We start from the raw sequence: 22,696 nt of genomic DNA on the forward strand, positions 1-22,696 counted from the left end.
GCCGAGCGTGTTCCGGTCAATATGTGCTCGTTGAGGGGGATGGCCATGGAATTCATCAATTCGGCGCAAGCAAAGGCGCTCAAGCTGCCATTCAGCCAGGCGGTGCGGGTCGGCGACGTGCTCTACCTCTCGGGCGCGCTCGGCAATCGGCCCGGCACGCTGGAACTCGTGCCCGGCGGCATGGAAGCCGAAACACAGCAGACGATGGAGAACATCAAGGCAGTGCTCGCGGAGAACGGCCTCGGCATGGCCGACATCTTCAAATGCACGGTCATGCTGGCCGACATGGCTAAGTGGCCCGAATTCAACAAGGTCTATGTCGGCTATTTCGACCCTGACCGCCTGCCGGCACGCTCGGCATTCGGCGCCAATGGCCTGGCGCTGGGTGCTCAGGTCGAACTGGAATGCTGCGCCTACATCGGCAAACGCCCGGGCGCCTGACCTATTTCAGGAACTGAACCCAGTCTTCGAGCGGCGCGCGGTCTGTCCGGAAAGCGCTTTCCGGCTTACTCGTGTCCTCGTGCCCGAGCGCCATGCCGCAGACGACGACTTCCTCGTCGGGAATGCCGAGCACCGGCCGGATCTGGCGGTGGTAGGGGGCGAACGCCGCCTGCGGGCAGGTATGCAATCCCCTCGCCCGCGCCGCGATCATGATGTTCTGCAGGAACATGCCGTAGTCGATCCAGGAGCCCTGGTTGAGCCTGCGATCGATGGTGAAGATCATGCCGACGGGCGCATCGAAGAAGAGAAAGTTGCGGTCATGCTGGGCGCGCATCCGGTCGACGTCCCTGCGGCCGATGCCGAGCACCCCGTAGAGGCCGAAGCCGTTGGCGCGACGGCGGCCGAGATAAGGCTCGAAGAACTGGTCGGGATAATATTTGTATTCGTCCCAGACGGCCTTCTCGGCGCGCACGCCGGAAGTGAGGATGGCATCGCTGATACCGCGCAGCGTCTCGCCGGAGGTCACATAGACCTTCCACGGCTGCATGTTGGTGCCCGAGGGCGCGCGCGCCGCCACATCGAGGATGTCGCGGATCACCGCCTCGTCCACTGGCGTGGGCAGGAAGGCGCGCACGGACCGGCGCGACACGATCGCCTCGTCGACGATCGCCGTCTCGTCACTGTCCTGCGGTTTGTTCTCCGGTGCCAGCATCGGCGGTCCCCATGGCATCGCTGCGCGGACGCCCCTCCAACCGTCCGTTTGCCAGCCTTTGCACCGTAGCCGAGAGTCCCGCAAGCGAAACTTGCTGGACCATGAAAATTCCCTTGAGAATTTCACGGAACTGGCCTCATATGAAATTCCGATGAGATTTTTCATGCGAGGTAGCCAAACTTGAACCCCGCAGCGAATGCCTCCGCCGAACTCGACGTCGCGGGCGATCTGCTCGCCGCCGATTTGCGCGCGCTGCGCAAGTCCCGCGGGCTGACCCTGGCCGAGATCGCCCTCAAGCTCGGCCGCTCCGTCGGCTGGGTCAGCCAGGTCGAGCGCGGTCTGTCGACGCCGTCCCTCGGCGATCTCAGGGCCTTCGCCGAGTTGTTCGGCGTGCCAATCAGCCTGTTCTTCGCCCATGAGGCGCCGCTCGAGGCCGAGCGCGGCGTCATCGTCCGCTCAGGCCGGAGGCGGACGCTGGGAACGAGCGATTCGGGACTGGTGGAAGAGCTCCTGTCGCCCGACCTCGGCGGCAGCTTCGAAATGCTCCGCTCGATCTTTGCGCCAGGCGCCGAACTGGCCGAGCCGGCGACGCGCCCCACCGAAGAGGCCGGTTACGTCGTCTCGGGCCGCTTCGACATCGAGATCGACGGTACCTGGCACAGCCTGAACGAGGGCGACAGTTTCCGCTTCGACCATAAGCCGTTCCGGTGGCGGAACCCGGGCTCGGTGCCTGCGGTGGTCATCTGGATCGTGGCGCCGCCAGTCTACTGATCGTTTCTGGGGAGGAAATCATGGCTGAGTTGCTGAGCACGGCACGGGTGGTGATCATCGGCGGGGGTGCGGTCGGCGTCTCGTCGCTCTACCACCTCGCCAAGGCGGGCTGGACCGACTGCATGCTCCTTGAAAAGAACGAGCTGACCTCGGGCTCGACCTGGCATGCCGCCGGCAACGTGCCGACCTTCTCGTCGTCCTGGTCGCTGATGAACATGCAGCGCTATTCGACCGAACTCTACCGCGGGCTGGCGGCGGAGGTCGACTATCCCATGAACTATCACGTCACCGGCTCGATCCGCCTCGCCCACACAAAGGAACGCATGCAGGAGTTCCAGCGCGCCAAAGGCATGGGCCGCTACCAGGGCATGGACATCGACGTCATCGGCCTCGACGAGATCAAGCGCCGCTATCCCTTCATCGAAACGCATGAGCTCAAGGGCGCCCTCTACGATCCCAACGACGGTGACATCGACCCGGCCCAGCTGACCCAGGCGCTCGCCAAGGGCGCGCGCGACATGGGCGCGAAGATCATCCGCTTCTGCCCGGTGATTTCGGTTCGCCGTGACAAGGACGAGTGGGTTGTTTCGACCGAAAAGGGCGAGATCCGCTGCGAAAAAGTGGTCAACGCCGCCGGCTATCGCGCGGCAGAGGTGGGAAAAATGTTCGGCCGCGACGTGCCGATGATGGTGATGAGCCACCAGTACATTCTGTTCGACGAAATCCCCGAGCTCGCCGCTTGGTCGCGCGAGGCCGGCCAGAAGCTGCCGCTGCTGCGCGACGTCGACACCTCCTACTACCTGCGCCAGGAGAAGAACGGCATGAATCTCGGCCCCTATGAGCGCAACTGCCGCGCCCATTGGGCAACCGGTGACGATCCGATGCCGGCCGACTTCTCCTTCCAGCTCTATCCCGACGACCTGGAGCGGCTGGAGTGGTACCTCGACGATGCCGTCCGCCGCGTGCCGATCCTCGGCACCGCCGGCCTGTCCAAGGTCATCAACGGCCCGATCCCCTACGCGCCCGACGGCAACCCGCTGATCGGTCCGATGCCGGGCGTGCCCAACGCCTTCGAGGCCTGCGTCTTCACCTTCGGCATCGCCCAGGCGGGTGGTGCCGGCAAGGTTCTGGCCGAGTGGGTGACGCAGGGCGAGACCGAATGGGACATGTGGTCCTGCGACCCGCGCCGCTTCACCTCGTTCGCCGCTGCCCCCGACTACGCGATCGCCAAGGGCATGGAGGTCTACGGCCACGAATACGCCATCCACTTCCCTCGCCACGCCCGGCCGGCGGCCCGCAACCGCAAGCTCTCGCCCATCCACGACCGGATCGCCGCCCTCGGCGCCCAGTTCAACGCCTACAATGGCTGGGAGCGCGCCACCTGGTACGCCAAGCCCGGCGACGACATTTCGGAGGATTCCACCCAGACCTTCTCCCGTTCCGGTCCATGGGAGCAAAGAATCCGCGAGGAATGTCTCGCCGTACGTGATGCCGCCGGTATCCTCGACCTGCCCGGCTTCAGCCGTTTCAACCTCGACGGCCCGGGTGCCGCCGTATGGCTTGAGACGCAGGTCACAGGCTCAGTACCCAAGGTCGGGCGCATCGGCCTGTGCTACTTCGCCGACGATCACGGCCGCATCGTCACCGAGGTGTCGGTTGTCCGCCATGCCGAAAACCTGATGACGCTGATCACGGCGGCAGTGGCGCAATGGCACGATTTCGAGTGGCTGAAGTCGCACATGCCAGCAGACGCGACTTTCAAGCTGATCGACCGCACAGAGGAATACTCGACCCAGATCCTCGCGGGCCCCAACTCCAGGAAAATCCTGGTCGAGGTCTGCGAGGCAGACCTCGCCGCACCATGGCTGACGCATCAGGAAACCACCATCGCCGGACGCTGGGCCAAGCTGGTGCGCGTCTCCTTCGCTGGCGAGCTAGGCTGGGAAATCCATACAAAGGTCGACGATACGGCCAATGTCTTCGACGCCGTCTGGGCGGCCGGCCAAAAGCATGGCCTCAAGCCATTCGGCATGTTCGCGCTCGACGCACTCCGGCTGGAGAAGGGTTACCGCGCCTGGAAGGGCGACCTTTCGACCGACTACACCGTGCTCCAGGGCGGGCTCGAGCGCTTCGTCAAATGGGACAAGCCCCAATTCCGTGGCAAGGCGGCACTACTCAGCGAGAAACAGCAGGGCGTGAAAAAGCGCTTCGTCACGCTGGTGATCGACAGTCCCGGCGAGTGCGACGCGCCCTACATGTCGACGCTCTGGCACAATGGCCAGATTGTCGGTGAGACCACGTCAGGAGGCTGGGGCCACAGGGTGGACAAATCGATCGCGCTAGGCATGCTGCGTGCCGATCTGGCCGTGCCGGGCGCAACCGTCGAAGTCGAGATTTTCGGGGAGCGCTTCGGCGCCACGGTCCAGCAGGACAAGCCCTTGTGGGATCCCGAGAACGAAAGGCTACGCTCATAATGTCCCTTCCCTTCCCCGATCGCGCCTTCGGCGCCTTCATGTTCGACATGGACGGCACCATCTTGAGCTCGATCGCCGCCGCCGAACGCGTCTGGTCCGCCTGGGCGGTCCGGCACGGCCTCGACGTGGAGACCTTCCTGCCGACCATCCACGGCGTTCGCGCTGTCGAGACGATCCGCAATCTGAACCTGCCCGGCGTCGACGTGATGGCCGAGGTCGAGTTCCTGACGCAGGCCGAATTCGACGACGTCGAAGGCGTGGTTTCCATCGAGGGCGCTGCCGCATTCCTCACCGCCTTGCCGCCCGAGCGCTGGGCGATCGTCACCTCCTCGCCGCGCCGGCTTGCCATCCGCAGGCTGGAAGCCGCCGGCCTGCCGGTGCCGCAACTGATGATCACGGGGGAAGACGTCGCCAACGGCAAGCCCGCCCCCGATTGCTTCCTGCTCGGCGCCCAGCGCCTCGGCCAGCAGCCGCAGGACTGCCTGGTCTTCGAGGATGCGCCGGCCGGCATCCAGGCCGCCGAAGCCGCCGGCGCCCGGGTGGTGGTCGTCACGGCAACGCACGGCCACGCCGGCGACACGCCCCATCCGACCATTGCCGAATACAGATCGCTGACGACGCGCCTGAACACTTCCGGCCTGCTGACGCTGGCGGCGGGAGCCTGAGATGCCCAAGCCATCCTCCCGCATCTCCGGCATCGTCCCCTCCGGCAAAGACGGCTGGGAAGTGCATTTCGCCGCCATGACCCGCAAGCAGGCCGGCGAGGACATCATCATGCTGTCTGTCGGCGACCACGACTTCGACACGCCATCCGAAACGGTCGAGGCCTGCGTTGAAGCCGTGCGAGCTGGCCATCACCACTACACGCAGTTGCCCGGCCTGCCGCGCCTGCGCGCCGCCATGGCCAAGGTCACCACTCGCTGCACCGGCGTCGACACCGCACTCGCCGAGATCCTCGCCACCCCGGGCGGCCAGGCCGCGCTCTATGCCGCGGTGCAGGCGACGCACGATCCGGGTGACCATGCCGTGGTCGTGGCCCCCTACTATGCCACCTACCCCGGCACCTTCCGGGCCGCAGGCGCCAGCTACACTGTCGTCGAGGCCCATGCCGCAGACGGCTTCCAGCCGCGCGCCGACGAGATCGAGAAGGCGCTGAAGCCCAACACGCGCTCGATCCTGATCAACACGCCGAACAACCCGACGGGCGCCGTCTATTCCAGAAGATGCCTGGAAGACATCGCCGAGCTGTGCATCAGGCGCGACCTCTGGCTGCTTTCAGACGAGGTCTACTGGACGCTCGGAGGCGGCGAGCACGTGTCGCCGCGCGCCCTGCCGGGCATGGCCGAGCGCACGCTGGTCATCAACTCGATGTCCAAGAGCCACGGCATGACCGGCTGGCGCATCGGCTGGCTCACCGCCCCTGCCGAGCTCGTGTCGCTGATCATCAACCTCAACCTGGTCACCACCTACGGCCTGACCGATTTCGTCAGCCGCGCGGCGATCGAGGCGCTGGAAAACGACTTCGGCGTCGAGTGGATCGCCAAGACCTATGCCGACCGGCGCGCCCACTTCCTCGACGCCGTGCGCGGCCTCAACAACGTCACCGTGCGCGGCTCCGAAGGCGGCATGTATGTCATGCTCGACATCAGCGCCATCGAGCCCGACTGCGAGAAATTCGCCTGGAACCTTCTCGAACGCGAGAAGGTCGCCGTCATGCCCGGCGTGAGCTTCGGCGAAGCCGCTGCAGGTCACATTCGCATCAGCCTGTGCCAGCCCGACGACGTGCTCAGGGAGGCCGCCGGTCGTCTCAGACGCTTTGCCAACAGCTACGAGAGGTCTGCCGCATGACCGAAATCCCCGCCCGTGCCCGCGCCGTCATCATCGGCGGCGGCGTGTCCGGCTGCTCCGTCGCCTATCACCTGGCGAAGCTCGGCTGGACCGACATCGTGCTTCTGGAGCGCAAGCAGCTCACCTCAGGCACGACATGGCACGCGGCGGGGTTGATCGGGCAGCTGCGCGCCTCGCAGAACATGACGCGGCTGGCGAAATACTCGGCCGACCTCTACGTCAAGCTCGAGGCCGAGACCGGCGTCGCCACCGGCATGCGCCAGGTCGGCTCCATCACGGTGGCACTGACCGAGGAACGCAAGCACGAGATCTACCGGCAGGCGTCGCTTGCGCGCGCCTTCAACGTCGACGTGCGCGAGATATCGCCCAGCGAAGTCAAGGAGATGTACCCGCATCTCAATGTGTCCGACGTGGTCGGCGCCGTTCACCTGCCGCTCGACGGCCAATGCGATCCGGCCAATATCGCCATGGCGCTCGCCAAGGGCGCCCGCCAGCGCGGCGCCAGGATCGTCGAGAACGTCAAGGTCACCAAGGTCCACACCAAGGACGGCCGCGTCTCCGGCGTGTCATGGGCGCAAGGCGGCGAACAGGGCACCATCGAGACCGACATCGTCGTCAACTGCGCCGGCATGTGGGCGCGCGAGCTTGGCGAGCAGAACGGCGTCACCATCCCGCTGCATGCCTGCGAGCATTTCTACCTGGTCACCGAGGCGATCCAGGGGCTTGGCCGCCTGCCCGTGCTGCGCGTGCCCGACGAATGCGCCTACTACAAGGAAGACGCCGGCAAGATGATGCTGGGCGCCTTCGAGCCGGTCGCGAAACCCTGGGGCATGGACTGCATACGCGAGGACTTCTGCTTCGACCAGTTGCCCGAGGACATGGACCATTTCGCGCCGATCCTCGAAATGGGCGTGAACCGCATGCCGATTCTGGAAACCGCCGGCGTCCATACCTTCTTCAACGGCCCCGAGAGTTTTACCCCGGACGACCGCTACTATCTCGGCGAGGCGCCGGAACTCGACGGCTACTGGGTGGCCGCCGGCTACAACTCCATCGGCATCGTCTCCTCGGGCGGCGCCGGCATGGCGCTGGCGCAGTGGATCCACGATGGCGAGGCGCCGTTCGACCTCTGGGAAGTCGATATCCGCCGTGCCCAGCCGTTCCAGAAGAACCGGCGCTACCTGAAAGAGCGTGTCTCGGAAACGCTCGGCCTGCTCTACGCCGATCATTTCCCCTATCGCCAGATGGCGACCTCCAGAGGCGTCCGCCGCTCGCCGCTGCACGAGCACCTGAAGGCACGCGGCGCGGTGTTCGGCGAAGTCGCCGGCTGGGAGCGCGCCAACTGGTTCGCCAGCGAAGGCCAGGAACGCGACTACAAATACTCATGGAAGCGGCAGAACTGGTTCGACAATCAGCGTAACGAGCACCTTGCCGTCCGCAACGGCGTCGGCCTGTTCGACATGACCTCCTTCGGCAAGATCCGCATCGAGGGCCGCGACGTGCTGGCCTACCTGCAGCGGCTCTGCGCCAACGACATGGACGTCGAGCCGGGCCGCATCGTCTACACCCAGATGCTCAACCGGCGCGGCGGCATCGAAAGCGACCTGACCGTCACGCGCCTTTCGCCCACGGCCTTCCTGGCCGTCGTCCCCGGTGCCACGCTGCAGCGCGACCTCGCCTGGTTCCGCAGGCATCTGGGCGACGAGTTCGTCGTCGTCACCGATGTGACGGCCTCCGAAAGTGTGCTCTGCCTGATGGGGCCGAGCGCGCGGAAACTTATCGAGAGAGTGAGCCCCAACGATTTCTCCAATGACAAGAATCCGTTCGGCACCTGGCAGGAGATCGAGATCGGCATGGGCCTCGCCCGCGCCCACCGCGTCACCTATGTCGGCGAACTCGGTTGGGAGCTCTATGTCCCGACAGACCAGGCGGCCCATGTGTTCGAAACGATCGAGGAGGCCGGAGCCGATCTCGGGCTGAAACTCTGCGGCCTGCACACGCTCGATTCCTGTCGCATCGAGAAGGCCTTCCGCCATTTCGGCCACGACATCACCGACGAGGATCATGTCCTTGAGGCTGGCCTCGGCTTTGCCGTGAAGACCGGGAAGGGCGAGTTCATCGGCCGCGACGCGGTGCTGCGCAAGCGCGAGGCAGGCCTTTCCCGTCGACTGGTCCAGTTCCGGCTGACGAACCCCGAGCCTCTGCTGTTCCACAACGAGGCCATCGTCCGCGACGGCAGGATCGTCGGCACGATCACCTCGGGCAACTACGGCCACCACCTCGGCGGCGCCATCGGCCTCGGCTACGTGCCATGCGCCAACGAGACCGAAGCCGACGTACTTGGCTCCAGCTACGAGATCGAGATCGCCGGTGATCGCTTCGCTGCCGAGGCCTCGCTCAGGCCCATGTACGATCCCAGGGCCGAGCGCGTACGCGTGTAGGTCAGAAGGCCGTGAGCTTGCGCTTCACGTGGTCGAGGAAGGCACCGCGCGATTCCGGCGTCGAACTGTCCATGAGGTAATGCGCCAGGAACAGCGTGCGACAGCGCCTCGCGCACAGAGCCCTGATGCCGCGCAGGATTGTCTTCCGCCCGGGATGGCCGACGAGGTGCGACCACAGGCGCGGTGCGCCACAGGTCGTCACGACCGCGATCTTGGAGATGTTGGTCATCAGTGGCCTGATCGCACCCTTGCCCTTGGGCAGTTCGAAGGCGACGTCGGTCGCCCAGACGCGATCGAGCCAGCCCTTGAGCATCGCCGGCAACCCGTACCACCAGGTCGGGTAGATGAAGACGATTTCCTCCGCCCATTTGATGTGGTCGATGTGGACCTGCAGGGTCGGATCGATCGGGGCGCGGTCGTTGTAGAACCGCCGCTCGTCGCAGCGCATCACCGGATCGAAGTTCTCGGCATAGAGGTCGAGCAGCCGCGCCTCGCACCCCTTGGCCTTGATCGCTTCCAGTGCGGTCTCGCAGACCGCGGCGCAGAAACTGTCGGGCACCGGATGGCAATAGACGATCAGCACCCGCATCAGAACCGGTCCATCCTGTCTGCCACTTTGCGCATGAAGGCCTTGCGCGTCCTGTCGGTCGAGAGATTCAGTGAGTAGTGCGCCAGGTAGGCCACCGGCGCACCTGGACGGACGTTGGCGCGCAGCACCCGCCCGACGAGCTTGCGCGGCGGATCGCCCATCAGCATGGCGCGCAGCCTGCTGCCGCCATAGGTGGCGACCGCAACGACCTTGCGGATGTTGTGCAGCATCGGCACCACTTTGCCGTCGACTAGCCTGAACGACACCCCTGGCAGGAACACGCGATCGAAGAACCCCTTCAATATGGCCGGATAGCCATAGTTCCAGACCGGGAAGCACAGCACCAGCCCCTCGGCGCTGCGCAGGCGCCGGACATAGGACGCGACCGCATCGCCGTCCGACCTCGCCTCGTGGTAGCCGAGCCGCTCGGCCCGCGTCAGCCGCGGATCGAAATCCTCGGCATAGAGATCGCAATCGTCCACTTCGTGCCCGGCGGCTTCCAGCCGCTGCACGATGAGCCGGTGAAGCTCGGCATTGAAGCTCGTCTCGACGGGATGGGCATAGAGCACGAGGATCTTCATCGCGCAGTTCAGCTTGCCTTCTGCAAGCCCTTGAAGAGAAAAGTCTTGCCGCTTCGGTAATCGTAGTTCGGGTTTTCCCAGGCGATCATCTTTCCAGGATTGAGCAGCCCGCTCGGGTCGGCCTCGCGCTTGAAGGCGAGCTGGACGTCGTCCGTCTGCTTCATGCCGCCCTCCTCCAGGGTGAAGCGATGCGGGTTGAAGATGGGGCAGCCATTGTCCTCGTGCAGGCGGACGATCTCGTCGAGCCGCTCTTCCGTGGTGAACTTGACCAGCGGCAGCCCGAAGCAGGTGATGTTGCCGTCGAAGCGCACGAATTCGAGATGCGAGAAGACCTCGCCCGGGAACATCGCGTCCATCTTCTCCACCAGCGCCAGCTGGTTCGGGAATGGATAGAGCGACTGCAGGTAGGTGATCGACGGATCGACCCGCAGGGCCCTGAGCGTCGTGTGGTTCCAGGCCAGCTCATAGGCCGGTGGCAGGCCCTTGGTGTCGTCGGCGGTCGCCGCGTTGAACACCACCTCGCCGCCCTCGCGGCGGGTGAAGGCGAGAAACGCATCCAGCGAATGCGGCGCGACCATGACCACGCAGATGCTCTGCTCCTCGCGCAGGAAGCGCTGGTGGCGCTTGAAATAGGCGAAGGGGACGGGTGCCGCGATCGGCGTGACGAGCTTGGCAAGGATGCCGTCCTGGCAGGCCAGCGCATTGCCGTAGCGGGCAGCTCCCATGAAGCTGTCGAAGCCGACGATCACGTCGACCCAGTCGTAGGATGCCGCCAGCGGCATCTCGACCTCGGTGATGAGGCCGTTGGTGCCGTAGGCGTGGGTGACCTTGTGCAGCGCCTCGCCGGTGAGTTCGAGGACCTTCGGTTCGGCCTCCATGGTCACGACGCGCAGCCTGATCACGTTGCCGAAATCGCGCAGGCCGCCGAAATTGATCGAGCCGACACCGCCCGAGCCGCCCGCGATGAAGCCGCCGATGGAGGCGGTGTTGTAAGTCGAGGGGTGAAGCCTGAGTTCCTGGCCGGAATGGGCGCGTGTGGCGCGGTCGATGTCTGCCAGCACCGCCCCCGGCCCGCTGACCACCCGGCCCGGCGAGATCGCCGTCACCTGGTTCATCTCGGCGAGGCTGAGCACGACGCCGCCCGAAAGCGGCATCGCCTGGCCGTAATTGCCCGTGCCGGTGCCGCGTGGGGTGACCGGCACGCCATGCCTGTAGCAGGCGGCGAGCGTGCGGATGACCTCCGCCTCGTTCCTGGGCGAAACGATCAGGTCGCCGGTGACATGGTCGAGCTGGCGCTTCAGCACTGGGCTGTACCAGTAGAAGTCGCGGCTCTTCTGCTGCACGATCTTTTCGTTGTCCTCGATCTTCAGCCCGTCGAGATCGCGCTTCAGCCCGGCAAGGTCCATCGTCTCACCCCATCAGATCATCGAGTTCGGAATAGTCGGGCAATGCGGTATCGATCGGCCGTCCGTCGCGCACGACGATCCGGTCGGACTCGGGCCGAGACAGGAGCTCGGTCCAGTTGCGGCCCTTGAAGACGATGAAGTCGGCCGGACCGCCCGCCGCGAGCACGCCCGCGCCGTCGAGGCGCATCATTTGTCCAGGGGTAGCGGTAACAGCCCTGGGCCAGTCGGCCACGGGGTGGTCGAAATGCAGGATGCGCGTCGCCATGCGATAGACCTCGAGCATGTCGAGATCGCCATAGGCATAGAAGGGGTCGCGGACATTGTCGGAGGCGACGCAGACCGGGATGCCGCGCGCCTTCATCTCGTGCAGCAGCGTCACGCCGCGCCAGCGCGGGGTCGTCGCGTCCTGCCGCCGGTCCTGCAGGTAGAGATTGCACATCGGCAGGGAGACGACGCCGATCCCGGCCTTGTAGACCTTGTCCAGCGTGCCGAGAACCTCTCCGTCCGGCTGGCGCGCCAGCGAACAGCAATGGCCGACGAGGATCCTGCCCTCGAAGCGATGCCGCAGCGCGGCCTCGGCGATCTTGCACAGCGACACGGCGTCGACGTCGTCCGTCTCGTCGGCATGGAAGTCGAGATCGAGGCCGTGCTCAGAGGCAGTACGGAACATGAGGTCCAGCAGCTCGTCGAGGTCGGGCATCATGTATGTCACCGCGCCCAACACGCCATGTGCCCCGGCGACGCGCCGCGCCATGCCGGCGAACCAGTCGCGGTCGCGTACCGCCTCGATGCCGAACAGGCAGGCGGCCTGAAGATCGATGCGGCCGCGCCAGCGTTCGCGCATTTCTTCGAAGACCGGCCAGGAGATTTCTTCCTGCGGTGCTGCGCTGTCGAGGTGCGTGCGCATCGCCCTGGTGCCATGCGCGTAGGCGGTGCGCAGCGAAAAATCCATGCGGCGCGCTACGTCCTCGGCGTTCCAGCGCGCCGCGCAGTCGGCCTCCGTCGCGGCCAGCGCGCCCATGAACGAGCCGTCGGGATTGGGTCGGCGCGGCCAGATGTGCCCCTTGTCGATATGGGTGTGGCAGTCGACGAAACAGGGCAGGACGATGCGGCCCTTCAGGTCGAAGCCGCCCGGCGCGTTCGTAGCAGCACCGATGTGGGCTATCCTGCCCTCCGCCACCTCGATGTCGACCAGCGCAAACCCATCGCCGTCCACCACCAGGGACAGGCCGGGCGCGAGCGACGAATGGAAACGCCCACTGGACAGACGGTAAGTGCCGGAATTCGGAAAGGTCACGGCTAGCGCTCCTGCTTGAGCGCGCTTTCGTGCCAGCGCCGCAGAACCAGGTGGGAAACCAGTGACAGCACGAGGAAGATCAGGATGCCGGTCACCGAAATGAGGATGAGCGCCGCGAAGAGGCGCGGCGCATTGAGCCGATAGCCGGCCTCGATGATGCGAGAGGCAAGCCCCGCGGACTGCCCTGAAGCACCGGCGACGAATTCCGCGACCACCGCACCGATCAGCGACAGGCCGCCGGCGATCTTCAGGCCGCCGAGGAAATAGGGCATCGCCGCCGGCAGGCGCAGGTGCCACAGCTGCTGCCAGCGCGTGGCGCCGTTCATCTTGAACAGGTCGCGCAGGTTGCGGTCGACGGAATTGAGACCGAGCGTCGTGTTCGACAGGATCGGGAAGAACGCGACGATCCAGGCACACAGCAAGAGCTTGGCCGTCTGGTTGTCGACATAGATGTTGATGAGCGGAAAGATCGCCACGATCGGCGTCACCTGCAGCACGACCGCGAAGGGGAAGAACGACATCTCGACCCATTTCGACTGGGCGAACAGCACCGCAAGCCCCACGCCGCCGACGACGGCGAGCAGCAGGCTGAGGAAGGTGATCCTAAGCGTCACCAGCAGCGACGAAAACAACAGCGGCGCGTCCTTGAAGAGCGTGTCCAGCACCACGCCCGGCCGCGGCAGGATGTATTGCGGGATCTCGTTCCACACGCAGATGCGATCCCACAGCCAGATGGCGACCACCATGATCGCCAGCGGCAAAAGCCACTTGCCCAGGCGCTCCAGCCGCTCGGCGCGGACACGCCGAGCTTCCTCCGGATCGAGCACGACACCTGCCTGTTCAATGATCGCCATGGCTCGCCCCACCCGTGGAATGGATAGCCGAGGAAAGCACGGCGGACGCGCGCCGGCAAAGTGCCGCGTAGTCGGTAGAGGTGCGGAACGTCTCGTCCCGGGGATAGGGCGCGTCGACCGCGAACTCCTCGAACACCCGCCCCGGCCGCGCCGCCATCACCACGATCCGGTTCGCCAGGAACACGCTCTCGAACACGCTGTGGGTGACGAAGACCACGGTGAAGCGCTCGTCCTGCCAAAGCTCCAGCAGGTCGTTGTTGAGGCGGAAGCGAGTGATCTCGTCGAGAGCGGCAAACGGCTCGTCCATGAGCAGCAGCCGCGGCTTGGTGACCAGCCCACGCGCGATCGAGACGCGCATCTTCATGCCGCCCGAGAGTTCGCGCGGCACCGCCGCCTCGAAGCCAGCGAGGTGGACCCGCTCCAGCATCTCCATCACCGCCGGCCCCGCCGCCTCCCGCGACACGCCCCGCAGCCGCAGCGGCAGCCAGACATTGTCGAACACGCTGGCCCAGGGCAGCAGCGTCGGCTCCTGGAAGACGAAGCCGACGCAGTCGTCTCCGAGGGCCTTATGCCAGTCGAGAGCGCCCGAGCTCGGGGAAGACAGCCCGGCGATGATGCGCAAGGCCGTCGACTTGCCGCAGCCGGACGGCCCGAGCAGGCTGACAAAGTCGCCCTCCCGGATCGTCAGGTCGACGTCGCGCAATGCGACGACGCCGTTCGAGAAGCTTTTCCCGACGCCGCGCAGGACAAGCAGCGGATTGCCGCCCTCCACTGCCCCGGTTCCTGCCATGCTGGTCTGCTGGGGCATCATGTTTCGGCTGGCTTCACTTCTTGAGGTCGATGCCGACACCCTTGTTGACGAAGTCGAGCGTATAGGCCTTGGCGATGTCGATGCCCGCAGGCAGGACCTTTGCCTTCACCATCTTGTCGTAGAAGCTCTTGATCCGCTCGTCGGTCATGGCGCCGATGCCGAACTTCTCCGTATCGCCCGAATCGACGATTCCGTACTTCTTCATCTGCTCGATGGAGAAGCCGATCTGCTCGTCGGTGATGTCCGGATTGTCCTTCTTGATCATCTCGTTGGCGGCCTTGTTGTCGCCGTAGAGATAATTGTACCAGCCCTTGGCCGAGCCATCGACGAAACACTGCACCACCTGCGGACGCTCGTCGATCGTCTTCTGCATCGCTTCGATCGTCGTGGCGTAGGTGTCGAAACCGTAGTCGGCCAACAGGAAGACGTTGGGCTTGAAGCCACCCTCCTTTTCCACCGCGAAGGGCTCGGACGTGACATAGCCCTGCTGGATCGACTTCGGATTGGCGATGAAGGGCGCGGGATTGAAGGTGTAGGGCACGCGCTTGGAGACGTCGAAGCCGTGGTCGGTGGCCATCCACAGCAGGAAGCTCTGGGCGCCTTCGTCGCCGATGATGTACTGCTCGGCCCTCGGCAGGTCTTCCCACTTGTCCAATCCCTGGCCGGGATGCGACATCACCACCTGCGGCTCCTTCTGGAACGATGCCGCGACGATGCGGAGCGGAATGTTCTGCTGCACGGCGTCGAACGCCTGGAGCAGGTTGCCGCCCATATAGAAATCGATCTTGCCGGCGAGCAGCAGCGGACGTCCGCTCACCTGCGGCCCACCCTGGGCGATCGTCACGTCGAGGCCGCAGGCCGCATAAGTGCCGTCGGCAACGGCCTGGTAGTAGCCGCCATGCTCGGCCTGGGCGAGCCAGTTGGTCATGAAGGTGACCTTCTCGGCCGCCCCGGCGCCGAACGAAGCGGCGACGAGCACTGCCGCCGCCCCTGCCGACACTTTCAGAAATTCGCTCATAAGCACCACCCTCCGTTAGCCCCTGCCGACCGCGCCGGGGTCAAGACCGCAACGTTGCTTCAAGCAAGGCACATGCCAATGTCGCTCCGCGCCGGCTGCTTGGGTTTGGCCTCGACATGCTTGGCCTCGACATGCGCGGAAAGGCCGGATGGTTCATGCCTTCGGAACGGCACAGTGCCTATTTTTCGGGCGCCTGTCCATGACGGGCTGATCGGCGCAGAGTATCTTGAAACGAAGGTGGTGACGGCTTTAGGCTCCACGTGAATGGAGAGCCCTATGTTGAGATTTCTGCTGCCCAAATCGATCAAGGCGCCATTCGCGCGCTACAGCCACGGCGTCGAGGTCCCGGCAGGCAAGCGGCTCGTGCTGTGCTCTGGCCAGCTCGGCGTCGGGCCCGACGACACGGTGCCCGAGGACGCCGGCGCGCAGGCCGAGCTCTGCTTCCGCAACATCTCCGCAATCCTCGGCGAGGCGAGCCTGACCCTCAACGACGTCGTGCGCATCAATGCCTATGTGACGGACCGGATCCACATGCGGCCCTACATGGACGTGCGCGACAGGCTGTTCTCCGACCCCGCCCCGGCTTCGACGCTGATGATCGTGTCCGGCTTCACCCGGCCGGAGTTCAAGGTGGAAATCGAGGTGATCGCCGCCGGCTGATTGCGCCGGCATGGCTCAGGACGTAGATCGTCAACAGCATCGAGGAAGAGGATCGGACGATGGCGGGCAAGAGAAGATGGTGGGGCGACTACCGGACCACCGAATACGCATCGATCGATCCCGAGAACACCATCGCGGTGCTTCCGGTCGCGGCGATCGAGCAGCACGGACCACATCTGCCCGTCTCGACCGACACGACCATCATGGCCGGCATGCTCGACGAAGTGATCGCGCGCCTGCCCGACGAGCTCGACGTGCGTTTTCTGCCGATCCAGGCAGTCGGCAAGTCGAATGAACATGTCCATGCGCCGGGCACCATCACCCTGCCGCCGTCGACCCTGATCGAGGCCTGGACCGAACTTGGCGTCTCCATCGCACGTGCCGGCATCCGCAAGTTCGTGATCGTCAATTCGCACGGCGGCAACGAGGAGATCATGGGCATCGTCACGCGCGAAATGCGCGTGCGCTTCGACATGCTCGCGGTGAAGACGAGCTGGCAGCGCTTCGGCCGGCCGGCCGGCATGTATCCAGAGCTGGAGGACCGCCACGGCATCCATGGCGGTGACGTCGAGACCTCGCTGATGCTGCATTTCCGGCCCGACCTTGTCGACATGAGCAAGGCCGAGAATTTCATCTCGAACGTCGCGCGTGCCGAGGAGGCGTTCGAGCTGCTGCGCCAGACAGGCACCCACGCCTACGCCTGGGTCGCCTCCGACCTCAACCCGCATGGCGTGGTCGGCAATGCCGCGATCGCCACGGCCGAAAAAGGCCGGCTGACGGCCGAGCATCAGGCCGAGGGCTTCGTTCGGCTGATGCACGACATCCGCAAGGCCAAGCTTTCCGACTGGCTGCCCTAAATCTCCAGGCAGAAGGGCACGCCCTCGAAACAGTCTGCGCCGCGGCCGATCGCGGCGACCGCGGCGATCATCCGGCCATTGCGGCCGAGAATCTGGTCGGCGACCGCTATCAGCCGCGGATTGGGCGTGGCGGTCGGCGACAGGCGCCGCAGGCGTGCTGCGAGTTCCGCCTCGTCGCGCGACGGCGCAAGCGCCGCCGCAATGATGTAGGCGGAGGCCGTCGAGCGGCTGACGCCGGCATAGCAGTTGATCGCCAGCGGCCGCGCCCGGTTCCAGCTTTCCGCAAAATCCAGCAACCGGCGCACATGGATCTCGCCGGGCAGCGTCATGCCGTCCTGCTCCGCGGCGATGTCATGCATGTTCAAGAGCAGGTGATCCTCGGCGCGGAGCGATCCCGGCCGCGTCATCTCGGTGCCGGCCGAAAGCAGCGAGATCAGCCGCCCGGCGCCGACGCGAAGGACGGTTTCGTCCACTTTCGACAGCGGGCAGACATGGATCGTCGAATTGCTCATCTTCGCACCGCCTGGCGGTCTTGGGCCCAGTCGCCCAGCGCCACGTCGAGCCGCCGCCACTCGACCTCATGTCCGGGCAAGCCGCAGCGCAGCTGTGTCGGCCGGTCGGCGAAGGCGCGCACGAGAATGCCCTCGCGGCCGAGCGCCCGGAACAGCCCGGCAGAGTCGGCGATATCGACATGGCGGAACAGCGAGGTACCTCCCGTAGTGACCACGCCTGCGCGCGCGAACGCCTGGTCGAGCCGATGCGCGGCCTGGGCGAGTGTCGCACGCATGTCCGTCTGCCAGGCGCCGTCGGAGAGCGCCTTGATGCCGTATTCCAGCGCCGGCACCGCCACCGACCAGGGGCCAAGCTCTTCCTCGAGCCGTTCAGCGATCGAGCCATGAGCGAGCGCGAAGCCGAGCCGAATTCCTGCAAGCCCGTAGAACTTCCCGAAGGAGCGCAGGACGATGATGCCACCCTGGTCGACGTCGCCGGCAAGGCTTTCAGCGCCGGGGCCGACATCCATGAAGGCCTCGTCGACCACGAGCAGCCCTCCCTTCGCTCGCATCTTCTCCGCAAGGCCGAGCAGTTCCAGGCGCGTGACCACCCGCCCGTCAGGATTGTTCGGGTTGACCACGACCGCGAGGTTGGCATCGGCGAGGCGCGCGAAGTCGCGGACCTCGGCCACCTCGTGACCGGCGATGGCGGCGGCTCGGGCATGCTCCTGATATGTAGGGCCGAGCACGAAGGCGCGGCCCGGTGGCACCAGCGACGCGATGCGCGGCAAGAGAATCTGAGTGCCCGGCGCCGGCACGACGTTGGCTGCCGACGGCGCGCCGTAGGCCGTCGCCGCCACCGCCGAAAGATCGCGCGCCCTTCCAGGCTCAGGCAGGCGTGACAAGGCTGTGGCGGGCAGGTCGAAAAGCGGATAGGAGTGCGGATTGATCCCGGTCGAAAGGTCGACGAACGGCTCGGGCGCTCCCGGAAACAGCGCCCTCGCCCGCTCCAGGCTGCCGCCGTGATCGACCGTCCCAGTCCTTCGTCCTGCAAGAAGCGTCATGTCTTTTCCGCTTGCCTTCCTGTCGCTTCTGGTTGAACTCGGCCTCGGCTATCCGGACCGGCTCGTGCGCAAGTTCGGCCACCCGGTCATCTGGATCGGACAGCTGATATCCTTTCTCGACAAGAGCCTCAACCGCGCCACCGATACCGACGCCATACGCCGCATCTGGGGCGTGGCAGCCCTCGTCGTCATCGTCGCCGTTCCCGCCGCCATCGCATTCGCCATCGAGCGCCTTTTCGGCCTCCTGCCCTTCGGCATTCTCTTGACGGCGGTCGCGGCGAGCAGTCTCGTCGCCCAGCGCAGCCTCGGCATCCACGTCCGTGCCGTGGCCGACGCGCTCGACGGCGGCGGCCTCGCCGCCGGCCGCAAGGCCGTCTCCCAGATCGTCGGACGCGACCCGGAACGCCTCGACGAGGCCGGTGTAAGCCGCGCCGCCATCGAAAGCCTCGCCGAGAACTTTTCCGACGGCATCACCGCCCCGGCCTTCTGGCTGGCCGTCCTCGGCTTTGCCGGCGGTGCCGCCTACAAGGCCGCCAACACCGCCGATTCGATGATCGGCCACCGCACGCCGCGCCACGAGGCCTTCGGCTGGGCGGCCGCCCGCTTCGACGACCTCATCAACCTGCCGGCCTCGCGCCTGACGGCCTTGGCAATCGTGCTCGCCGCCTTCGTGGTGCCCGGCGCCGACCCGAAGGCGGCCTGGCACGCGATCTGGCGCGATGCGAAGAAGCACCGCTCGCCCAATGCCGGCTGGCCGGAAGCCGCCATGGCGGGCGCACTCGGCCTGGCGCTCGCCGGTCCGCGCAGCTATGGCGGGGTGATGGTCGACGACACCTTCATGGGCGCCGGCGGCAGGCGCGAAGCCAACGCCGCAGACATCCGTGCCGCCCTGCGTCTCTATTGGACCGCCGATGCTGTACTGGTCGGCGCCATCGGACTGGTCGGACTAGCTTTCTGGCTCTAAGACGGCCCTATGGTCAGAACTCGATCCCCTTCTGCGCCTTCACGCCCGCCGAGAAATGGTGCTTGGTCGCGCCCATTTCGGTGACGAGATCGGCCGCCTCCACCAGCGCCGGCTTGGCGTTGCGGCCGGTGACGACGACATGCAGCCCCTCGCGCCGGCTTTTGAGCGCTGCAACCACGGCGTCGAGGTCGAGGTAGTCGTAGCGCAGCGCGATGTTGAGCTCGTCGAGCACGACGAGCGCGATGCTCGGATCGGCCAGCAGCTCCTGCGCCTTCGCCCATGCGGCTTCCGCGGCGGCGACGTCGCGCTTGATGTCCTGGGTCTCCCAGGTGAAACCCTCGCCCATCGTGTGCCAGACGACGCGGTCGCCGAAGGCCGCGAAGGCGTCCTGCTCGCCCGAGTGCCAGGCACCCTTGATGAACTGCACCACCCCGACCCGATGGCCGTAGCCGAGCATGCGCAGCGCCAGCCCGAAGGCCGCCGTCGACTTGCCTTTGCCCGGACCGGTATTGACGATCAAAAGGCCCTTCTCGACGATGGTCTTGCCTGCCACCTCGGCGTCCTGCACCGCCTTGCGCTTGGCCATTTTGGCGCGGTGCCGCTCGGCTTCCTGGTCGTCGATGGTCTTCATGTCATTTCACCTTCATCGGCAGGCCGGCGACCATGAACAGTACCTCGTCGGAACCTGCCGCCACCTGTTGATTGAGCCGTCCGGCCGCGTCGCGGAAACGGCGGCCAAGCGCATTGTCCGGCACGATGCCGAGGCCGACCTCGTTGGCGACGACGAACCACGGGCCGCGCGGCCGCGCCAGAAGCGCCGCGAGGCTCGCGCTCTCTGCCTCGACGTCATGGTCCGCAAGCATGTGGTTGGAAAGCCAGAGCGTCAGGCAATCGACCAGCACCGGCGCACCGTCCGGGACGCCGCCGAGCGCGCCAGTAAGATCCAGCGGCGCGTCGAGCGTATGCCACCCCTCACCGCGCCGGGCGCGATGGATGTCGATGCGCTCGCGCATCTCCTGGTCATAGGCTTGCGCCGTGGCGATGTAGGTCCACGGCGCGGGATGCTGGGTCACGAGGCGCTCGGCGTGGGCGCTCTTGCCGGAGCGCGCCCCGCCGAGCAGGAAAGTCAGCTTCTCAGGCAAGATGCCCGCGCAGCGCTTCGCCTCGCTCACCCATGAAGCGGCCGCGCACGAAGCCTGCAACGGCACCGAGGACGACCCAGAACACGAGGTTGGATATCGTGGTGGCGACGACGAAACTGCGGTGCAGATCCGCCGGGATCGGCGTCTCGTGGCTCGCCGGCTGCGGTGCGCCCACGACATGCGGCGCGACGATCAGGGCGACGCCCAGGATGGCGAGCGGCAGCGACTTGCGGAATGCGATGAGCGCGAGGCCCGCGGCGGTGGCGAGCACCGTGAGCGTCCACCAGACCTGGCGGTCGCCGAGATCGGCGGCCGGCATTGCCGGCAGTTCCGGCGGCAATCCGAGGCCGGGCGCGAGCGTGAACACGGCGAAGCCGGCAAAGCCCCAGAACACGCCCTGGCGCCAGTTGGCGATGCCGCCGGCAAACTCGGAGGCCGCGACCAGGATCAGGGCGAAGGCCACGCCGCTCACCACGTTGGCGAGCGCCGAATAGGCGAAACGCTCGATACCGTCGGCTGGCGCCCAGGCCTCCGCCTCGGGCTCCTGCGGTGCCGCAGCTTGGGCGTCGGCGGCCGGGGCGGACATTTCGGTCCCGGCGGCCGGCGCCGCGAGATGGTCATGGCCGCCGGCGTTCTCGTAGGTTTCTGCCTTGAAGATCAGCGGATCGGTCGAATAGGTCTGAAGCGCAGCCAGGATCACGCCGGCCAATAGGCCGCTGATCGCCGCGACGAACACGACGTTGCGAAAGACAGACATGTCGGAAGGCCTTCGTCAGTGGCAGGGAAAGCCCATCGAGTGGCGGTAGTCGTGGGCGGCGTTGTGCACCACTTCCATCTGCGAGAAGCCGAGGAAACCGACGAAGAACAGGCCGAGCAGCGCCGCCATGGCAAGCTGCATGTTGCGCGACTGAGCAGAAACGCCGGCGCCGATCGCGGAAGAAACAGTCGTCATGTCGATGTCCTTTCGCCCTCCACCCGAGGGCACAGAGTTCATTTCCCGTCGCCGGCAGGTCTCCTGGCTTGCGGATCGACACCCTTCCCCGCCTTCCCGAAGCAAGCTTCAGTGGCCTTTGGGGAGAGCTAACCGCATACAGTTGCGGGGGCAGCCGCGGCTTCGGGCAAAAAACGCCCTCACCGCATTCCCTCTTGATTCCGAACGGAACCGACGATGGCGGCAATTATAGAAACAAAAGCCGGGAGCGGCAAACCAAATTCCGACGCCGGGAGGCGCGAATGCGGCGTCGGCCCACTAGGCTCTCGCCGCAATCCGCTCGGCGACCAGATGCTGCAGGCGCCACAGATGCCGGTCGTGGATTGCCCGCTGCTCGAGGTTTTTCACGACATTGTAGAGATAGTCGGCGGCCGAGCCCCAGTGTCCGCAGCTCGTGGCGATGCGCTCCACCACTTCGTCCTCGGAAATGCCGCCGGCATACGCGCGCCCCTTGCGGTTGGCGACGAAGCCGAGCGCGACGAGCGGCCCCTCCGCTGTGGCGAGCTTCAGCCAGCGCGGCTTGTAGGTCGACGGCTTCAGCGTCATCTCGCGACGGAACAGCTTGTCCAGCTGCTGGCGGCGGTCGCCATCCATGAGCCGCAGCGCCACGCCCTTGCACTGGCCGCCCCGATCCATCGCCATCATGAGCCCGGGCTGGGCTTGGGTGGCCCGCCAGCGGGTCATGTTGACGCAGAATGAACGATGCCAGCCGCGCGCCAGCGCCACCTTCTCCTCGGTGTGCTCCACCTCCGGCTTCCAGATCAGCGACCCGTAGGCGAAAAGCCACAGCGGACCGTCGTCCGGACGGCTGGCCAAGGTCTCCTCGATCATCCTTGCATAGTCGTCTTCGTCGAGATGCTGCGCGGCAGGGTCCGGCCCCTCGTCGGAGACGTCGCGATGGCAGCGCGCCACCAGTTCCTCTGTCAGCGACATGATGCGCGCCGTCATAATCACCTCTCGCTCCACCCGGTATTCAATCCCCTTCTGGAGAGAAATCACAATCGCACGACCGTGGATGTCTGGGTCGACGGCGTCGAGATGGCGGCCATTTTCGCCGTCTTACAAGTCAAAATCGAAAACGACCATGCATCTGCCGGCACCGATGTTGCGGTACCCAAGGGCTGCCCCTCGGACACCAGCCCTACGCAGGCATGGCCCCTTAATATCCGTGAAGCGATCGCGATGGCCGCGTTTGCTGCGCGGTTCGCTGAAACTCTGTGCATCGGCCGCAACTCTACTCACTACCGCCCAGTTTAAACCATTATAGTACTGCATTGGCGCAAG

At 65.8% G+C, this 22,696-nt stretch carries 25 protein-coding genes and 1 riboswitch; of the genes, 10 read left to right on the forward strand and 15 right to left on the reverse strand.

Annotated features, from left to right (window positions below; genetic code table 11):
- The first annotated feature begins 45 nt into the window (after positions 1-45).
- Positions 46-441, forward strand: coding sequence for a RidA family protein (locus tag J2X50_RS01750; RefSeq protein ID WP_347965160.1), 396 nt, complete (start codon positions 46-48; stop codon positions 439-441).
- 1 nt (position 442) lies between these two features.
- On the opposite strand, the gene J2X50_RS01755 is transcribed toward J2X50_RS01750, so the two are convergent.
- Positions 443-1,153, reverse strand: coding sequence for a nitroreductase (locus J2X50_RS01755; protein ID WP_429090932.1), 711 nt, complete (start codon positions 1,151-1,153; stop codon positions 443-445).
- A 180-nt stretch (positions 1,154-1,333) separates the two neighbouring features.
- On the opposite strand from J2X50_RS01755, the gene J2X50_RS01760 reads away from it, so the two are divergent.
- Genes J2X50_RS01760 through J2X50_RS01780 form a run of 5 tightly spaced genes read left to right on the forward strand, consistent with a single transcriptional unit; the run spans position 1,334 to position 8,687 of the window.
- On the forward strand, positions 1,334-1,924 hold the full coding sequence (locus J2X50_RS01760; RefSeq protein ID WP_429090933.1) for a helix-turn-helix domain-containing protein: 591 nt from the start codon (positions 1,334-1,336) through the stop codon (positions 1,922-1,924).
- Positions 1,925-1,944: 20 nt separating this feature from the next.
- Entirely contained in the window at positions 1,945-4,398 is a 2,454-nt protein-coding gene (locus J2X50_RS01765) for a GcvT family protein (protein ID WP_429090935.1), read from the forward strand.
- A complete protein-coding gene (locus tag J2X50_RS01770; protein ID WP_429090937.1) occupies positions 4,398-5,063 on the forward strand; it encodes an HAD family hydrolase in 666 nt (221 codons plus the stop codon). Before J2X50_RS01765 ends, J2X50_RS01770 begins: the two co-directional genes overlap by 1 nt.
- A gap of 1 nt (position 5,064) precedes the next feature.
- Positions 5,065-6,246, forward strand: a complete 1,182-nt coding sequence (locus tag J2X50_RS01775; protein WP_429090939.1) for a pyridoxal phosphate-dependent aminotransferase — start codon at positions 5,065-5,067, stop codon at positions 6,244-6,246.
- Positions 6,243-8,687: a GcvT family protein gene (locus J2X50_RS01780; RefSeq protein ID WP_429090940.1), complete on the forward strand. Its 2,445-nt coding sequence runs from the start codon at positions 6,243-6,245 to the stop codon at positions 8,685-8,687. Before J2X50_RS01775 ends, J2X50_RS01780 begins: the two co-directional genes overlap by 4 nt.
- A 1-nt stretch (position 8,688) precedes the next feature.
- Here J2X50_RS01780 and J2X50_RS01785 read toward each other — a convergent pair whose 3' ends face one another.
- Genes J2X50_RS01785 through J2X50_RS01815 form a run of 7 tightly spaced genes read right to left on the reverse strand, consistent with a single transcriptional unit; the run spans position 8,689 to position 15,243 of the window.
- Positions 8,689-9,276, reverse strand: coding sequence for an NAD(P)H-dependent oxidoreductase (locus J2X50_RS01785; RefSeq protein WP_429090942.1), 588 nt, complete (start codon positions 9,274-9,276; stop codon positions 8,689-8,691).
- On the reverse strand, positions 9,276-9,857 hold the full coding sequence (locus tag J2X50_RS01790) for an NAD(P)H-dependent oxidoreductase (RefSeq protein ID WP_429090944.1): 582 nt from the start codon (positions 9,855-9,857) through the stop codon (positions 9,276-9,278). The genes J2X50_RS01785 and J2X50_RS01790 overlap by 1 nt, the downstream gene beginning before the upstream one ends.
- A gap of 8 nt (positions 9,858-9,865) precedes the next feature.
- Entirely contained in the window at positions 9,866-11,263 is a 1,398-nt protein-coding gene (locus J2X50_RS01795; protein WP_429090946.1) for an FAD-binding oxidoreductase, read from the reverse strand.
- Between the two features lie 4 nt (positions 11,264-11,267).
- Positions 11,268-12,560: a cytosine deaminase gene (locus tag J2X50_RS01800; RefSeq protein ID WP_429090948.1), complete on the reverse strand. Its 1,293-nt coding sequence runs from the start codon at positions 12,558-12,560 to the stop codon at positions 11,268-11,270.
- A 2-nt stretch (positions 12,561-12,562) separates the two neighbouring features.
- A complete protein-coding gene (locus J2X50_RS01805; RefSeq protein ID WP_429090950.1) occupies positions 12,563-13,414 on the reverse strand; it encodes an ABC transporter permease in 852 nt (283 codons plus the stop codon).
- Positions 13,401-14,204, reverse strand: a complete 804-nt coding sequence (locus J2X50_RS01810) for an ABC transporter ATP-binding protein (RefSeq protein WP_429090952.1) — start codon at positions 14,202-14,204, stop codon at positions 13,401-13,403. Before J2X50_RS01810 ends, J2X50_RS01805 begins: the two co-directional genes overlap by 14 nt.
- 34 nt (positions 14,205-14,238) lie before the next feature.
- Complete coding sequence (locus J2X50_RS01815; RefSeq protein WP_429090954.1) at positions 14,239-15,243, reverse strand: ABC transporter substrate-binding protein; 1,005 nt, start codon at positions 15,241-15,243, stop codon at positions 14,239-14,241.
- A gap of 276 nt (positions 15,244-15,519) precedes the next feature.
- Here J2X50_RS01815 and J2X50_RS01820 point away from each other — a divergent pair, with 276 nt between their 5' ends.
- Positions 15,520-15,903, forward strand: a complete 384-nt coding sequence (locus tag J2X50_RS01820) for a RidA family protein (RefSeq protein ID WP_429090956.1) — start codon at positions 15,520-15,522, stop codon at positions 15,901-15,903.
- Positions 15,904-15,962: 59 nt separating this feature from the next.
- Positions 15,963-16,760, forward strand: coding sequence for a creatininase family protein (locus J2X50_RS01825; RefSeq protein WP_429090957.1), 798 nt, complete (start codon positions 15,963-15,965; stop codon positions 16,758-16,760).
- Here J2X50_RS01825 and J2X50_RS01830 read toward each other — a convergent pair.
- A complete protein-coding gene (locus J2X50_RS01830) occupies positions 16,757-17,272 on the reverse strand; it encodes a tyrosine phosphatase family protein (RefSeq protein ID WP_429090959.1) in 516 nt (171 codons plus the stop codon). The genes J2X50_RS01825 and J2X50_RS01830 overlap by 4 nt on opposite strands.
- Positions 17,269-18,315 carry a threonine-phosphate decarboxylase CobD gene (gene cobD, locus J2X50_RS01835; protein ID WP_429090961.1) on the reverse strand — a complete coding sequence of 349 codons (1,047 nt, stop codon included), beginning with the start codon at positions 18,313-18,315 and terminating at the stop codon, positions 17,269-17,271. Before cobD ends, J2X50_RS01830 begins: the two co-directional genes overlap by 4 nt.
- Here cobD and cbiB point away from each other — a divergent pair.
- Positions 18,314-19,279, forward strand: coding sequence for an adenosylcobinamide-phosphate synthase CbiB (gene cbiB, locus J2X50_RS01840; protein WP_429090963.1), 966 nt, complete (start codon positions 18,314-18,316; stop codon positions 19,277-19,279). The two genes, cobD and cbiB, sit on opposite strands and share 2 nt — an antisense overlap.
- A 13-nt stretch (positions 19,280-19,292) precedes the next feature.
- Here the strand turns inward: cbiB and cobO are convergent, their stop codons facing one another.
- From cobO to J2X50_RS01865, 5 genes are all read right to left on the reverse strand, one after another.
- Positions 19,293-19,910 (reverse strand): cob(I)yrinic acid a,c-diamide adenosyltransferase, encoded by a 618-nt coding sequence (gene cobO, locus J2X50_RS01845; protein WP_429090965.1) that lies wholly within the window; start codon positions 19,908-19,910, stop codon positions 19,293-19,295.
- Between the two features lies 1 nt (position 19,911).
- On the reverse strand, positions 19,912-20,421 hold the full coding sequence (gene cobU, locus J2X50_RS01850) for a bifunctional adenosylcobinamide kinase/adenosylcobinamide-phosphate guanylyltransferase (RefSeq protein WP_429090966.1): 510 nt from the start codon (positions 20,419-20,421) through the stop codon (positions 19,912-19,914).
- A complete protein-coding gene (locus J2X50_RS01855) occupies positions 20,414-21,178 on the reverse strand; it encodes a CbtA family protein (protein WP_429090967.1) in 765 nt (254 codons plus the stop codon). The genes cobU and J2X50_RS01855 overlap by 8 nt, the downstream gene beginning before the upstream one ends.
- 15 nt (positions 21,179-21,193) lie before the next feature.
- Complete coding sequence (locus J2X50_RS01860; RefSeq protein ID WP_340038881.1) at positions 21,194-21,373, reverse strand: CbtB domain-containing protein; 180 nt, start codon at positions 21,371-21,373, stop codon at positions 21,194-21,196.
- Positions 21,374-21,409: 36 nt separating this feature from the next.
- Positions 21,410-21,603: riboswitch (cobalamin riboswitch) on the reverse strand.
- A gap of 67 nt (positions 21,604-21,670) precedes the next feature.
- Entirely contained in the window at positions 21,671-22,345 is a 675-nt protein-coding gene (locus J2X50_RS01865; protein ID WP_429090968.1) for a gamma-glutamylcyclotransferase, read from the reverse strand.
- Here J2X50_RS01865 and J2X50_RS01870 point away from each other — a divergent pair.
- Positions 22,310-22,669 carry a hypothetical protein gene (locus J2X50_RS01870; protein WP_429090969.1) on the forward strand — a complete coding sequence of 120 codons (360 nt, stop codon included), beginning with the start codon at positions 22,310-22,312 and terminating at the stop codon, positions 22,667-22,669. The genes J2X50_RS01865 and J2X50_RS01870 overlap by 36 nt on opposite strands.
- Positions 22,670-22,696 lie beyond the last annotated feature (27 nt).

The organism is Aminobacter sp. BE322, from assembly GCF_050433525.1.
Taxonomy (GTDB): domain Bacteria; phylum Pseudomonadota; class Alphaproteobacteria; order Rhizobiales; family Rhizobiaceae; genus Aminobacter.